Raw genomic sequence first — 14,743 nt, forward strand, 5'->3', positions numbered from 1 at the left:
GTCATTCTCAAAGTACAGAGAAATCGATCGCTTGATACTTATCGGCACCGATGCCGGCAAAACTCAGCAACGCCGGCAATTGTCGGGCAAAGCCCTGGAAACCGTGGTCGCCGCCAGCCTGGATACGCAAGGCACACGCCCGGTAATACTGTTGCGCCGCACGATAATCAAGGGTTTCATCGGCCGTTTGCAACCATACCTGAAATCGCTGCGGGTCTTGGGGCGCCGGCACTTCCAGTTCGGCCAGGGCCGCCACGTGGTCGAGGGTCAGTTCCCAGGTTTCGCCGCTGTAGAGATTCTGCTGCGGGCCGAGATGGCCGTCGAACATCCGATGCGGGCTGACCGCCGGGTTGACCAGCAGGGCCTTCAGGCCATGGCGCTCGGCCAGGTGAGTCGCATAGTAGCCGCCGAGCGAGCTGCCGACCAGCAGCGGACGACCGAGTTCGGCAATGGCGGCTTCCAGCTGGGGCATGGCCTGGCGCGGATGATGGTGCAGGGCCGGGACCCGCAGCTGCTCGCCCAGGCCCAGGCGGGTCATCACCGAGATCAGCTGGCTCGCCTTCTGCGACTCGGGCGAGCTGTTGAAACCGTGGATATAGAGGATCGATCCGGACATGTCGCTGCTCTCCATAGGTAAGCTATCCATAGGCAGCCCCGCACAGGCAGCCGCTGCCTTGCGCAGTCGCCCGGCGGCTCAGGACGCCAGGCAGTGCACGGACAAAGACGCGCAGTTTAGCCTGAGTCCGGGGCCATGACTCGCCCAGAGATATTTCCTACCGATATTGGAGAAGCTCAGTAACCGGTGCCACCGTAGTCGACCTTGAAATCGAAGCCGCGGACCCGCGAAACACCGGTATCCAGCCGTCCGTCCGGATGCAGGCGCAACCAGCGGTAGCCCGGGGCCTTGTCGTCGACCTTGAAGTCCTCGCTGCCCGGCGCGAACTGTACGCAGGTCGAGGGCGAGGCCAGCAGGCGCACGTCATTGCGCTGCTGGTCGAATTCCTGGTGGATATGCCCCCACAACAGCGCCCGCACCTGGGGAAAGCGATCCAGCACGGCGAACAGTGCCTCCGGATTGCGCAGGCCGATCGGCTCCATCCAGGCACAGTCGATGGACACCGGATGGTGATGGAAGCAGACCAGGTGATGACGCTGCGGCGCCTCGCTCAGGGACTGCACCAGCAGTTGCAACTGTTCGTCCTGCAGATACCCCGGCACCGAACCCGGCACGGCGGAATCCAGCAGGGTCACGCGCCAGTTGCCGATGTCCACCACGGCCTCCAGCAGATCGCTGTGGCTGGCGGCCTCGGCCATTTCCCGCAACTCGTCATGGTTGCCCGGGAACCAGCGGGCCGGCGCCGGGATGCGCCCGCTCATCTGGCGGAAGCACTGGTAGGACTCAAGTGTGCCGTCCTGGGACAGGTCGCCACTGGCCAGCACCAGGTCAACCCGGGGCTGTTCGACCAGGACACAATCAATCACCCGTTGCAGGCTCTCGCGGGTGTTCATGCCCAGCAGCGTACCGTCTGCCTCGGCAAACAGATGGCTGTCGGACAGTTGCACCAACAGCACCGAATCCGTGGTGGTCGACTGAGTGGCTACGCTCGACAAGGCGCTCTCCCGGGAAATACTGGCTGGACCGTTTTGAACCGTTTCGTTCAAAACCGCGTTGGGCGCAATTATGGTCGGGGAACCTGGAAAGAGGAAATGGCTGAAACGGGGCACAGTTCACATTTAGCCGGATACAACCTAACGCACTGCCTCGAATTCATGGCCGCAGGCCAGGCAATGACTCAACCACTCCCCGAGGAACACGTTGAGCTGGGCCTTCTCGTCCGGCTGGTGCATGGCCGCGTTCGGGTACGGGTAGATGCTGCGAAAACGCCGGGCATGTTCGGCACTGATCACTTCGGCCATGCGCGCATCGTGGTAGACCTGTACCTGCAGTTCCGGCACCGGCAACCAGGGCAGGCTGTGTTCCTGGCGAACCAGCAGCGTCGTGGTGTAGGGGTTGTCCTGCAGGACCTCCAGCGCCAGGACGCCAAGCATCTGCTCGCCCTGGGTCACGGCGATCCGCCGGGCGCGCTGCTGCTGGTCGCGCATCTCCGGCAGCAGGCGCATCAGACGGGCATAGTTCGCCTCGCAGGCCGCCTGCAGCCCGATCAGATCGACCCGATAACGTTCACGCAGCAGACTTACGACCATAACCCCCTCACTTCGGCGCGATTCAATGCCAGCCATTGCAAGGCAATGATCGACGCCGCATTGGCAATTCGTCCGTCACGCACGGCCTGCAGGGCATCTTCGAAAGCCCAGACCGACGCCCGGATATCTTCACTCTCCTCCACCAGGCCAAACAGGCCGCCAGCCCCCTCGGTCTCGCAGCGTCCCAGGTACAGGTGAACGAATTCGTTGCTGCCACCCGGCGACGGAAAGTATCGGGTGATCGGCCACAGGGCCTGCAGATTCAGGTCAGCTTCCTCCTGCGCCTCGCGCTGAGCAACCTCTTCCGGTTGTTCATCCTTGTCGATCAGACCGGCGACCAGTTCGACCATCCACGGATTACCGGCATTGCCCACCATGGCTCCCACCCGGAACTGCTCCAGCAGGACCACTTCATCGCGCCGCGCATCGTAGGGCAGGACGCATACCGCATCATGGCGCACGAACACTTCGCGAGTGATCTCATTGCCCATGCCGCCGGCGAAGAGTTCGTGGCGCAGATGCAGGCGATCAAGCTGGTAGAATCCCTTGAAGCAGTTCTCCCGCCGGGTGATCTCGACGGTCGTCGGACTGGCCTTGATGGTATCGGTCATGCTGATCCTCTCTAGCTGTAGCGGCGAGGCTCCCCCTCGACTTCGCGCCATCCTAACGCGCCGACACCTGCCGATGCAGCCCCTTTCCCATCGCCGGGATAGACGGCCGCCCCTGAAACCTACTCTAATCAGCTTAGTGGCGAACCGAGTGCGCTGCCGGGAGTCGAAGCCCGATCACTTTGGCCTTTCTTTCGCTGACGAAGGACGTACATGTCGTTTCTAAAAATCGCTTCACTGACCTGCATCGCCCTGACCCTGGGTGCCTGCCAGAGCCTGTTCCAACCCGCCCTGCAGAAACCGCTGGAGTTCAAGGGCGACGCATCCGAACAGATCAAGCCAGGCTGCAACGAACCGGATTGCCCGCTGGTGAATATCGATACCGTGCACTTTCCGAGCGAGCCGCAACTGGACGGCCTGATCGAGCGCAGCCTGCTGCAAATGGCCCGCACCTCGCCCGACGCGCCGTTGCCGCCTTCGCTCAAGGCCTATCGGGAGCAGTTCCTCGCCACCTCGGCCAGCCGCCACAGCAGCTATTTGCAAGCCAAGGTACGCGAGCAGCATGACGGCTTGGTGATCATCGAATTGTCCAGCTACCTGGATGATGGCGGTGCCCACGGCATGCCGGGACGCAGCTTCATCACTTGGTCGCGCCAGGAACACAAGGCCCTGACCCTGCAGGACATGCTGCTGCCGGGCCAGGAAGAGGCCTTCTGGAAACTGGCCAAGGTCGCCCACAACAACTGGCAGATCAGCAACCGCCAGGACCTGGACTTCATCCGCGCCTGGCCCTTCCAGAAGACCCCGAACGTCACCCTGGCCAGCGATGGCGTGATCCTCAAGTACAACGTGATGACCATTGCCCCTTACGCGGCAGGCCTGATCGAGCTGAAGATCGACTATTCGCGCCTCAATGGCATCCTCAGGCCCGAGCGGTTTCCCGCCCGTAAGTGAAGGCCTTGCCCAGCAGCAGTTGCAGCAGCCCTGCCAGCACCAGTGACGGCAGGGTTGCGCCCAGGTCCGGGTAGAGATTGGCCAGCAGGTGATAGGTGCTGATGCCGCCCAGCCAGGCCAGCAGTGCCGGCCAGCGCAGCAGCGACGAAGCCACCTGGGCACTGCGCCGGCGCAGGATGAAGTGGTCCACCAGCACCACGCCGAACAACGGTGCGAACACCGAGCCGATCAGCAGCAGGAAGTTCTGGTACTGCGCCAGCGGCGCGAGGCAGGCGATCAGGGTGCAGATCACGCCGATGCCCAGGGCCAGGTGCTCGACCTTCAGGCGCAACAGGATGCCACTGGAGACCGCCGCCGAGTGGATATCGGCAAAGGCGTTTTCCGACTCGTCGAGCAGGATCAGCAGCAGTGGAATCCCCAGCCCGGCACCTGCCAGGGCCAACAGCAGGGCGTTGGTTTCGCCGCTCGGGGCGAAGGCCAGGGTGTAGGCCACGCCCAGGCTCATCAACCAGAAGTTGCCGATAAAAAAGCCCAGCGCCGTCCCGCCGAAGACGCTTTTCGCGCGCTTGCCGAACCGCGAGTAGTCGGCGATCAGCGGCAACCAGGACAACGGCATGGCAATCGCGATATCGAAGCCCACGGCAAATGGCATCGAGCCGTCACCGGCCTGGGCCCACAAGGCGCCCAGGTCGGCCCTGGCAAAGAGGTTCCAGGTCAGCCACAGGCAGGCGGCCAGCAACAGCCAGATGCCCCATTTGCGCAGGATCTTGCGCACGAAGGTCAGTGGACCGCTCACTGCCAGCAAGGTCGCCAGTGCGCCGAAGACCAGGGTCCACAGCAACGGGTTGGCCATCAGGCTGCCTTCGCTGAATGCCCGGGTGCCGAGCAGGCTCGCGGCATCGCGCATGACGATGATCTCGAACGAACCCCAGCCCACCAGTTGCAGCAGGTTGAGGATCGCCGGCAGGCTCGCGCCGCGCTGGCCGAGGGTGAGTTTCAGGGCGGCCATCGAGGCCAGGCCGGTGTCGCTGCCGATCACGCCGACGGCGGCCAGCAGCAGCACGCCCACCGCCGTACCGAGCAGGATCGCCAGCAGCGAGCCGGACAGGCCCAGGCCCGGCGCCAGCAAGGCGCCGGTCTGCAAGACCATCAGGCCGATGCCGAGGGAAAACCACAGGGAAAACAGATCGCGCGCACCGAACACACGTTGGCCGGCCGGGACCGCGAGATCGGGAGAATAGGTACTGCTGGGTGTGCTCAAGGGAAGGTATCTCGAAGACAAATATTTTTATTGTGAATGCAGCGGCGTCTGTCAGGCCCCCTTCGCAGGCAAGCCCGCGAAGAGGCCCGTACGGGCGCCCCTCATCCCGGATCGGATCAGACCTTCTGGTACAACTGGCTGCCTTCGCGCTTGAAGCGCTCCGCCTGTTCCGCCATGCCCTGGGCAGCCTCCACATCGACCGCCTCGATCCGCTGGTTGGCCGCGTATTCACGGACTTCCTGGGTGATCTTCATCGAGCAGAACTTCGGCCCGCACATGGAGCAGAAATGCGCGACCTTGGCCGAGTCCTTCGGCAGGGTCTCGTCGTGGTACGAGCGCGCGGTATCCGGGTCCAGGCCCAGGTTGAACTGGTCTTCCCAGCGGAACTCGAACCGCGCCTTGCTCAAGGCATTGTCACGGATCTGCGCGCCCGGATGGCCCTTGGCAAGGTCGGCCGCATGGGCGGCGATCTTGTAGGTGATGATCCCGGTCTTCACGTCATCCTTGTTCGGCAGACCCAGGTGTTCCTTGGGCGTGACGTAGCAGAGCATGGCGCAACCGAACCAGCCGATCATCGCCGCACCGATGCCGGAGGTGATGTGATCGTAGCCCGGGGCGATGTCGGTGGTCAGCGGACCGAGGGTGTAGAACGGCGCCTCGTCGCAGCACTCCAGCTGCTTGTCCATGTTCTCCTTGATCAGTTGCATCGGCACGTGGCCGGGGCCTTCGATCATGCACTGCACATCGTGCTTCCAGGCGATCTTGGTCAGTTCGCCCAGGGTTTCCAGTTCGCCGAACTGCGCTTCGTCGTTGGCATCGGCAATCGAGCCCGGACGCAGGCCATCGCCCAGCGAGAAGCTGACGTCGTAGGCCTTCATGATTTCGCAGATTTCGTCGAAATGGGTGTAGAGGAAGTTTTCCTTGTGGTGCGCCAGGCACCACTTGGCCATGATCGAACCGCCGCGGGAAACGATCCCGGTGACGCGCTTGGCGGTCATCGGCACGTAGCGCAGCAGTACGCCGGCGTGGATGGTGAAGTAGTCGACGCCCTGCTCGGCCTGTTCGATCAGGGTGTCGCGGAACAGCTCCCAGGTCAGGTCCTCGGCCACGCCGTTGACCTTCTCCAGCGCCTGGTAGATCGGCACGGTACCGATCGGCACCGGCGAGTTGCGGATGATCCACTCGCGGGTTTCATGGATGTGCTTGCCGGTGGACAGGTCCATGACCGTGTCCGAACCCCAACGGATGCCCCAGGTCAGCTTGGCCACTTCTTCCTCGATGGAAGAGCCCAGGGCACTGTTGCCGATATTGCCGTTGATCTTCACCAGGAAGTTGCGGCCGATGATCATCGGCTCAAGCTCCACGTGGTTGATGTTGGCCGGGATGATCGCGCGGCCGCGGGCGATTTCCTCGCGGACGAATTCGGCGGTGATCTCTTTCGGGATGCTTGCGCCGAAGCTGTGGCCGGCGTGCTGCTGCTTCAACAGGCCGGCTGCGCGGGCCTCCTGCAGCTTCATGTTTTCGCGGATGGCGACGTATTCCATCTCGGCGGTGATGATGCCCTTGCGCGCGTAGTGCATCTGGCTGACGTTGGCCCCGGCCTTGGCCCGGCGCGGGTTGTTGACGTGGGCGAAACGCAGCTTGGTCAGCTCGGGATCGGCCAGGCGCTGCTGGCCGAAGTTCGAGCTCAGACCGCTCAGGCGCTCGGTGTCGCCACGGTCGTCGATCCATGCCGAACGCACATCGCCCAGGCCCTTGCGCACATCAATCACAACGTTGGGATCGGTGTAGGGGCCCGAGGTGTCGTAGACGGTCACCGGAGCGTTGATCTCGCCGCCGAAGTCGGTCGGCGTCACGTCGAGGCTGATTTCACGCATCGGCACGCGGATATCCGGGCGCGAGCCCTGCACGTAGATTTTTTGCGAGCGGGTAAACGGCTGCACGGATTGCTCGTCGACCTTGGCGGAATCGCTGAGGTTCGCGGCATCTCTCAATTTTGTACTCATCACGGCTCTCCAGACGGCATCCAGGGGGATTGTCGGGACGAACCTGAAAGGCACGGACGCACCAGGACTGGTGCTGTGCTCTGTCCTCGCGAACGCTGTTCGATTGTCGAACAACATCCCGGACGGAGCACAAGAGGACTCGCCGGGGGACGAGAAATCTTGTTCCCTACGCAGGCGCTAACCTGATCAGGTTCAACGGGATCCGGAATTATCCGATCTCAGCCCCATAGCAAGGCACCCCGACAAGAACGGGCCGAGTGTAGACCAAGACTGCGACATAACGCCACCACCCTCGTGTTCGTCTGGATAAATGGCCGATATGCAGGATTGTTGCGAAACCCCACGGCAACTACACTCGCCTACGGCTTGACGCTGCCCGCACCGCGCAGTAGCCTCGGCCACCGAATTATCACCGTAATATTTACTCCAAGGATCGCCACATGCTGCGCAAACTCTCACTGGCCCTGGCCGTGTCTTGTGCGACCAACGGAATGGTCTGGGCAGCTGAAGCGCCCTTGTCGACCAAGACCGACCTGGTCAGCGTCTACCAGGAAGCCGTCGACAACAACGCCGATCTGGCCGCCGCCCGCGCCGACTACGACGCGCGCAAGGAAATCGTGCCCCAGGCCCGTGCCGGCCTGCTGCCGAACCTTTCGGCGGGCGCCAGCAGCAACAACGTCCACACCTCGATCGATCGGCCGTCGGCGACCATGAACCGCAGCGCCAATGTCTATCAGGCGACCCTGAGCCAACCGCTCTTCCGCGCCGACCGCTGGTTCCAGTTCCAGGCGGCCAAGGACGTCAACGAACAGGCCGCCCTGCAACTGTCGGCCACCGAGCAGAACCTGATCCTGCAAAGTGCCGAAAGCTACTTCGCGGTGTTGCGCGCCCAGGACACCCTGGCTTCGACCAAGGCCGAGGAAGCGGCGTTCAAGCGCCAGCTCGACCAGTCCAACGAACGCTTCGACGTGGGCCTGTCGGACAAGACCGATGTGCTGCAATCCCAGGCCAGCTACGACACCTCGCGGGCCAACCGGATCGTCGCCCAGCGCCAGGTCGAAGACGCCTTCGAAGCGCTGATTACCCTGACCAACCGCCAGTACAACTCGATCCAGGGTATCGTCCATACCTTGCCGGTGCTGGCGCCCACGCCCAATGACGCCAAGGCCTGGGTCGATACCGCGGCCAGGCAGAACCTCAACCTGCTGGCCAGCAACTACGCGGTCAGCGCCGCCGAGGAAACCCTCAAGCAGCGCAAGGCCGGCCACGCACCGACCCTGGACGCGGTGGCCCAGTACCAGGCTGGCGACAACGACGGCTTTGGCCTGAGCAACCCCAATGCCCTGGGCCAGAACTATGGCGGCCCGGTGAAGCAGACCACGGTCGGCCTGCAATTGAACATCCCGCTCTACAGCGGCGGCCTGACCAGCTCGCAGGTCCGCGAATCCTATTCGCGCCTGAGCCAGACCGAGCAGCAACGTGAAGCCCTGCGTCGGCAGGTGGTGGAAAACACCCGCAACCTGCATCGCGCGGTCAATACCGATGTGGAACAGGTACAGGCGCGCAAGCAGTCGATCATCTCCAACCAGAGCGCGCTGGAAGCGACCGAAATCGGCTATCAGGTGGGCACGCGCAATATCGTCGACGTGCTCGATGCCCAGCGCCAGCTGTACACCTCGGTGCGTGACTACAACAACACCCGCTACGACTACATCCTCGACAACCTGCGCCTGAAGCAGGCGGCCGGGACCCTGAGCCCGGACGACCTGAGCGCCCTGGCGCGCTACCTGAAGGCCGACTACAACCCGGACAAGGACTTCCTGCCACCTGACCTGGCGAAGGCGGCAGCGGCCAATCTGAAGGCCAATCCGGGTTATTGATGGCGCCACAAACCCTGTAGGAGCCGGCTTGCCGGCGATGGCGTCACCTGAGACAGCGCAAGACTCACGGGCCTCATCGCCGGCAAGCCGGCTCCTACAGCGACAACAACCGCCCCAACCCATCCAGCAATCGCTGCAACGCGCCCTGGTTGGCCTGCATCACCTTCAACCCCGCCTCAGCCATCTTCTGCGCATCCCGCGGCAGTTCGAACAGGCGCTGCACCGCCACCGCCAGCCCTTCGGCATCGTCCACTTCCTGCAATGCTCCCGCTTCGCGCATCAACGCGGCGATCTCGAGGAAGTTGAACAGGTGCGGCCCGCTCAATACCGGTTTGGACAAGGCCGCCGGCTCCAGCAGGTTGTGCCCGCCATTGGGCACCAGGCTGCCGCCGACAAAGGCGCTGTCCGCCAGGGCATAGAGAAACAGCAACTCGCCCATGGTGTCGCCGAGCAGCACCGAAACCTGTGCGCTGACCGGTTCGGCGGTGGAGCGCCGAACAGTGGGGAAACCCTGCTGCCGGCACAATTCGAAGACACTGTTGAAGCGCTCCGGATGCCGGGGCACCAGGATCAGCAAGGCATCCGGATGACTGGCCAGCAGTTGCCGATGCGCCGCCAGGACCACCTCGTCCTCGCCCTCGTGGGTGCTCGCGGCGATCCACACCGGCCGCTGCTGTGCCTGCCATTGCCCGCGCAGCTCGGCGGCACGCGCCAGCAATTGCGGATCGATACTCAGGTCGAACTTGATCGAACCGGTGACCTCGACGGATTCCGGACGCGCGCCCAATTGCCGGAAACGTTCGGCCTCGGCCTCGGTCTGCACCGCGATCAGGCTCATCTCCTCCAGCATCGGCCGGGTCAGCCGGGCAAACCGGGCGTATCCCCTGGCCGAACGCGCCGACAGCCGCGCATTGGCCAATGCCACCGGAATCCCGCGCCGGGCGCACTGATGGATATGGTTGGGCCACAGCTCGGTTTCCATGATCACCGCCAGCCTGGGCCGTATCGCATCGAGAAAGCGCGCCGCGGCCCAGGGCAGGTCGTAGGGCAGGTAGCAATGCTGGATACGCGGCTCACTGGCGAACAGTGCCTTGATCCGCTCCGAACCGGTGGGAGTCATGCAGGTCACGGTGATCGGCAACTGCGGGTACTGCGCCAGCAACGCGCGGATCATCGGCGCGGCGGCAATGCTCTCGCCCACCGACACCGCGTGGACCCAGATACCGTCCGGGCGCATCGGTGGCAGGCCACGGGCAAAACGCTCACCGATACGCCGGGCATAGGCCGGAGCCTTGCGTGCCCGCAACCATAGACGCAACGCCACCAGCGGCAGCCCCAGATGAAACAGCAAGGTGTAGAGAGTTCTATTCATGGCGGCGGAGTTTACTGTGTTTTCAGCCGATCGCCTGCAGGTGTTCGGCAAAACGTTCGGCCAGCCAGCGCGCGGCCGGGCCCAGGGGCTCGTCACGCCGCCAGACCAGTTCCACCACCAGCGCCGGCGGGGTCCATTCGCTGACCAGCTCGACCATCTGCCCCTGGTACGTCGGGTACTGCACCACATGCCGCGGCAACCAGGCCCAGCCGAGACCGCGGGCCAGCCACTCGGCCATGACGTAGAAACTGTCGGCGCGCCAGACCTGCGGACTGGCCGCCTCGCCACCGGGATACACACTCGAGGGCGTGGACATCAGCAATTGCCGGTGCCGTGCCAGTTGCTGGGCGTCGACGCGACGGGTCGCCGCCAATGGGTGCCCGATGCCACACACCGTGACCATTTCGATACTGCCCAGCACCCGCCGCTCGAGGGCCTCGGGGATCTGGTCGTGATAGAACAGCAGTCCGAGATCGGCGCGCCGCTCCACCAGCTTGCGCGCCACATCGCCCTGGGCGGCGCTGGTCAGTTGCACTTCCAGGCTGGGAAAGCGGTTGGCCAGCGCCTCCAGGCTGTCGATCACCGGCTGATAGGGCATCGCCTCATCCTGGGCCAGGCGCAGGCTGGCTTCCTCGCCGCGCATCAGCGCCAATGCCCGGCCATTGAGGCGTTCGCACTGGCGCAGGACTTCACGGGCTTCCTCCAGCAACGCCTCGCCGGCTTCGGTCAGGCGCGGCTGGCGACCGCTGCTACGCTCGAACAGGCTGACCCCCAGGTCGGCCTCCAGCAAGGCAATCGCCGAACTGATCGCCGATTGCGCCTTGCGCTGATGACGGGCCACCGCGGAAAACGAACGCTGCTCGGCAACGCTGACAAACAGGCGCATCTGCTCCAGGTTCCATTGCATGCTGACGCCCAACCTATCTCAAACTCAGATAGGTAATGACTTTACCCCATCTGGGCAATGTCTAAAATGCCGATCTCATCAGCAGGCCCAGACACGAGAGATCGCTCCATGAATGCTTACTACTACCTCGCCATCGCCATTTGCGCCGAAGTCATCGCCACCGTCTCCATGAAAGCGGTCAAGGGCCTGAGCACGCCCCTGCCGCTGACGCTGATCATCGTCGGCTACGCCACGGCGTTCTGGATGCTGACCCTGGTGGTGCGCACGGTACCGGTGGGCGTGGCCTACGCGGTGTGGGCGGGCATGGGGATCGTCATGGTCAGCGTCGCCGCGCTGTTTCTCTACGGGCAGAAGCTGGATATCCCGGCCATGCTCGGCATGGCGCTGATCGTCCTCGGCGTGGTGGTGATCCAACTGTTCTCGAAAACCGCCGGACATTGATGGCAGGCAAATCGCCGATTCCCGCGAATCTGTATACTGCGACCCTGCTCATGAAAACCGAGGTCGCCGCATGCCATCCGCTATTTCCACCGATGTCCTGATTGTCGGCGCCGGCGTCGCCGGCCTCTGGCTGAACGCGCGCCTGCGTCGCCAGGGTTTTTCGACGGTACTGGTGGAGAGCGCCAGCCTCGGCGGCGGGCAAAGCGTGAAGTCCCAGGGCATCATCCATGGCGGCGCCAAATACGCGCTGCACGGTGCCCTGACCGGCGCCTCGGAAGCCATCGCCGACATGCCCCGCCGCTGGCGCGAGGCCCTGGCCGGCAGCGGCGAGCTCGACCTGACCGGCGTGCGCCTGCTGTCCGATGCCCATTACTTGTGGTCCCCCGGCACCCTCGCCGGCAATCTCACCAGTTTCTTCGCCAGCAAGGCGGTGCGCGGACGGGTCGACCAGGTCAAGGGCGACCAGTTGCCACCGGCCCTACAGCACCCGAAGTTCAAGGGCAAGGTCTATCGCCTGGCCGAACTGGTGATCGACGTTCCCAGCCTGATTGCGCGTCTCGCCGAACTGGCGGGCGACGGCCTGCTGGCCGGGCAGAAGATCGAACCACTGCTGGACAATGGCCAACTGGTCGGCCTGCGTGTCGACGAGCGCGAGATCCGTGCCCAGCGCATCGTGCTCAGCGCCGGCGCCGGCAACGCCGATCTGCTGGACGCCCTGGGCCTGAGCCAGCCGGCCATGCAGAAGCGTCCGTTGCACATGGTGCTGGTCAAGGGCCCGAGCCTCAAGCCGCTGTATGCCCACTGCCTGGGCGGCGGGCCCAAGCCACGGATCACCGTGACCACCCACCCGGCGGCCGATGGCCAGTGGGTCTGGTACCTCGGCGGCGATATTTCCGAAGCCGAAGGCGTCGCACGCGAACCCGCCGAGCAGATTGCCACGGCACGCAAGGAACTGGGCAACCTGCTGCCCTGGATCGACCTGAGCCAGGCCCGATGGGCCACCCTGCGCGTCGATCGCGCCGAACCCCTGCAGTCCGGCCTGACCCGCCCGGACAACGCCTTTCTCGCCGAGCAGGATCGCCTGCTGGTGGGCTGGCCGACCAAGCTGGCCCTGGCGCCGGACTTCGCCGACCGGGTACTCGCCAGCCTGCAACGGGACGGTATCCAACCCGGCCATCCGCCGGCGTTACCCGAACTGCCAAGGCCGCCCATGACGCAAACCGCCTGGGAGCAACTGCTGCCATGAGCCTGCCGACCCTGCACGACCTGCACCGCCCCCTCGGCAGCACCGGCCTGAGCGTTTCGCCACTGGGCCTGGGCACCGTGAAGCTGGGCCGCGACCAGGGCGTCAAATACCCCAGCGGCTTCCAGATCCCCGACGACCAGGAGGCCCGCCAGTTGCTCAAGCTGACCCGCGACCTGGGCATCAACCTGATCGATACCGCCCCGGCCTATGGCCGCAGCGAAGAACGCCTCGGCCCGCTGCTGCGCGGGCAGCGTCACGAATGGGTGATCGTCAGCAAGGTCGGTGAAGAGTTCGAGGCCGGCCAATCGCGCCACGACTTCAGCGCCGGGCACACCCGCCTGTCCGTCGAACGCAGCCTGCAACGCCTGGAAACCGACTTTATCGACCTGGTGCTGGTGCATTCCGACGGCAACGACCTGGCGATCCTCGAACAGAGCGGCGTCTACCAGACCCTCGCCGAGCTGAAGCGCGAAGGCAAGATCCGCGGCTTCGGCTTTTCCGGAAAAACCGTCGAAGGGGGTTTGAAGGCTCTGGAACAAGGCGATTGCGCCATGATCACCTACAATCTGAACGAACAGGGCGAGCGGCCGGTCATTGACTATGCGACGGCCCACGGCAAGGCGATCCTGGTCAAGAAGGCCCTGGCCAGCGGTCACGTCTGCCTGAGCCCGGGCACCGATCCGGTACGGGCCAGCTTCGAATTGTTGTTTGCGCAGCCCGGCGTTGCCAGTGCTATTGTCGGTACCATCAACCCGCTGCACCTCGCCCATAACGTTGCGACAGTAGCCCGGGTCATTCGCCAGAACTGATGCCGCCCACGCGGCCGACCCCGACGCAAGAAGGAGCCGACATGCCGCGAACGCTGATAAGAAAGAACCCCAGCAACTTCAAGACCCTGCCGTTATTCGTCGAGGCGACGCCCGAAGGCCTGAGCTACCAGAGCGTCGGGATGCCGCTGAACTTCGCGCAAACCCTGCACAAGCGCAAGCCGGTGAGCGTCGCCGATGCCGAGCGTTTCGCCCTGGAACTGGCCAACCTCGGCGTGTCGGTACGCCTCACCCTGCACTGGCAGAACCGCGACTACTGGGTACTGGTCCGGCAACGCCGGCAGGACCGTGGCGATGTGGTGCTCAAGCTGATTTCCGGGTATGTCCCGGCCCAGGAACTGAACCTGCCGTTGCACACCGCCATCCAGGAAATCGCCGAGGAATGCCTGCTGGAGACACCGGAAGGCTGGCTGAGCGGACGCTTCAACGACACCTGGCTACCGGCGCCCTACTCCGCGGCCCTGCATTACCGCGAGGCCCTGCCCTTTCGCCTGACGCCGCTGTCGGGCTCGGCATTGCCGGTGCGTTGCGGCGCGCAACAGCTGATGGAGCGACCACGGGCCTATGTGCACCTGCCCACCGCATCGCTGCAATTGATCTACGACCTGCGCCTGGATGTGCCCAGGGAAGCCAAGTCCCTGAGCCTGTTCCATGTCGATGAGCGACTGGAAAACGATGAACTGGTGGCCCGCCTGGATCGCGGACGTCCAGACCTCTATCTGATGCCGCTGAAGGACGGACAGCCCTGCGCCGAGCTGTACACCCTGAAGAAGGACCAGCTGGTTCCGGCCAGCACCCGCGGCCTGTACCTGGCGGAAAGCTTTGCCCAACAGGAAGGCTGGCTGGTGCGCGACGAACGGATTCGCTGGAAGGACTGGGTGCGCCAGCAAGGGCTGGCCCCCGTGGAGAAGGACTCGAAACTCAAGCGACTGACCGGCAAGGCCCGGCAGATCCTGCGCAAGATCGTACCGACCAAGGCCCGGCGCTGACGGGAAAAAACGTCCCCTGCAGGAGCCGGCTTGCCGGCTCCTGCCAG

14 protein-coding genes and 1 riboswitch are annotated in these 14,743 nt (G+C 64.2%); of the genes, 6 read left to right on the forward strand and 8 right to left on the reverse strand.

Translation table 11 applies throughout. The features are described 5' to 3' along the window. Positions 1-7: 7 nt before the first annotated feature. From ACL9RJ_RS15655 to ACL9RJ_RS15670, 4 genes are all read right to left on the reverse strand, one after another. Complete coding sequence (locus ACL9RJ_RS15655; RefSeq protein WP_042934918.1) at positions 8-616, reverse strand: YqiA/YcfP family alpha/beta fold hydrolase; 609 nt, start codon at positions 614-616, stop codon at positions 8-10. A gap of 176 nt (positions 617-792) precedes the next feature. Next, positions 793-1,611: a 3',5'-cyclic-AMP phosphodiesterase gene (gene cpdA / locus ACL9RJ_RS15660; protein ID WP_178991073.1), complete on the reverse strand. Its 819-nt coding sequence runs from the start codon at positions 1,609-1,611 to the stop codon at positions 793-795. Between the two features lie 138 nt (positions 1,612-1,749). Beyond that, the gene (locus tag ACL9RJ_RS15665) at positions 1,750-2,205 is read right to left on the reverse strand and encodes a DUF1249 domain-containing protein (RefSeq protein ID WP_017125095.1); all 456 of its coding nucleotides are present in this window, start codon (positions 2,203-2,205) and stop codon (positions 1,750-1,752) included. Then, entirely contained in the window at positions 2,196-2,816 is a 621-nt protein-coding gene (locus tag ACL9RJ_RS15670) for an NUDIX domain-containing protein (RefSeq protein ID WP_017125096.1), read from the reverse strand. The genes ACL9RJ_RS15665 and ACL9RJ_RS15670 overlap by 10 nt, the downstream gene beginning before the upstream one ends. Positions 2,817-3,026: 210 nt before the next feature. Between ACL9RJ_RS15670 and ACL9RJ_RS15675 the strand changes: the two genes are divergently transcribed. Beyond that, complete coding sequence (locus ACL9RJ_RS15675; protein WP_017125097.1) at positions 3,027-3,767, forward strand: RsiV family protein; 741 nt, start codon at positions 3,027-3,029, stop codon at positions 3,765-3,767. Here the strand turns inward: ACL9RJ_RS15675 and cytX are convergent. Both cytX and thiC read right to left on the reverse strand, forming a co-directional pair. Further along, complete coding sequence (cytX, locus tag ACL9RJ_RS15680) at positions 3,736-5,028, reverse strand: putative hydroxymethylpyrimidine transporter CytX (protein ID WP_017125098.1); 1,293 nt, start codon at positions 5,026-5,028, stop codon at positions 3,736-3,738. The two genes, ACL9RJ_RS15675 and cytX, sit on opposite strands and share 32 nt — an antisense overlap. A 116-nt stretch (positions 5,029-5,144) precedes the next feature. After that, the gene (gene thiC, locus ACL9RJ_RS15685) at positions 5,145-7,034 is read right to left on the reverse strand and encodes a phosphomethylpyrimidine synthase ThiC (RefSeq protein ID WP_017125099.1); all 1,890 of its coding nucleotides are present in this window, start codon (positions 7,032-7,034) and stop codon (positions 5,145-5,147) included. 146 nt (positions 7,035-7,180) lie between these two features. After that, positions 7,181-7,286: riboswitch (TPP riboswitch) on the reverse strand. Positions 7,287-7,474: 188 nt separating this feature from the next. Between thiC and ACL9RJ_RS15690 the strand changes: the two genes are divergently transcribed. Beyond that, on the forward strand, positions 7,475-8,914 hold the full coding sequence (locus ACL9RJ_RS15690; protein WP_017125100.1) for a TolC family outer membrane protein: 1,440 nt from the start codon (positions 7,475-7,477) through the stop codon (positions 8,912-8,914). A gap of 94 nt (positions 8,915-9,008) precedes the next feature. Here ACL9RJ_RS15690 and waaA read toward each other — a convergent pair whose 3' ends face one another. Both waaA and ACL9RJ_RS15700 read right to left on the reverse strand, forming a co-directional pair. Next, entirely contained in the window at positions 9,009-10,286 is a 1,278-nt protein-coding gene (gene waaA, locus ACL9RJ_RS15695) for a lipid IV(A) 3-deoxy-D-manno-octulosonic acid transferase (protein WP_103033104.1), read from the reverse strand. 22 nt (positions 10,287-10,308) lie between these two features. Continuing rightward, entirely contained in the window at positions 10,309-11,193 is an 885-nt protein-coding gene (locus ACL9RJ_RS15700; protein WP_177083402.1) for a LysR family transcriptional regulator, read from the reverse strand. Between the two features lie 108 nt (positions 11,194-11,301). On the opposite strand from ACL9RJ_RS15700, the gene ACL9RJ_RS15705 reads away from it, so the two are divergent. From ACL9RJ_RS15705 to ACL9RJ_RS15720, 4 genes are all read left to right on the forward strand, one after another. Beyond that, a complete protein-coding gene (locus ACL9RJ_RS15705) occupies positions 11,302-11,634 on the forward strand; it encodes a DMT family transporter (protein ID WP_017125103.1) in 333 nt (110 codons plus the stop codon). Between the two features lie 70 nt (positions 11,635-11,704). Further along, a complete protein-coding gene (locus tag ACL9RJ_RS15710) occupies positions 11,705-12,880 on the forward strand; it encodes an NAD(P)/FAD-dependent oxidoreductase (protein WP_017125104.1) in 1,176 nt (391 codons plus the stop codon). Then, positions 12,877-13,689 (forward strand): aldo/keto reductase, encoded by an 813-nt coding sequence (locus ACL9RJ_RS15715; protein WP_017125105.1) that lies wholly within the window; start codon positions 12,877-12,879, stop codon positions 13,687-13,689. The genes ACL9RJ_RS15710 and ACL9RJ_RS15715 overlap by 4 nt, the downstream gene beginning before the upstream one ends. 41 nt (positions 13,690-13,730) lie before the next feature. Next, a complete protein-coding gene (locus tag ACL9RJ_RS15720; RefSeq protein WP_017125106.1) occupies positions 13,731-14,696 on the forward strand; it encodes a hypothetical protein in 966 nt (321 codons plus the stop codon). The last annotated feature ends 47 nt before the right edge of the window (positions 14,697-14,743 follow it).

The organism is Pseudomonas sp. Mn2068, from assembly GCF_049319725.1.
GTDB lineage: Bacteria > Pseudomonadota > Gammaproteobacteria > Pseudomonadales > Pseudomonadaceae > Aquipseudomonas > Aquipseudomonas gingeri.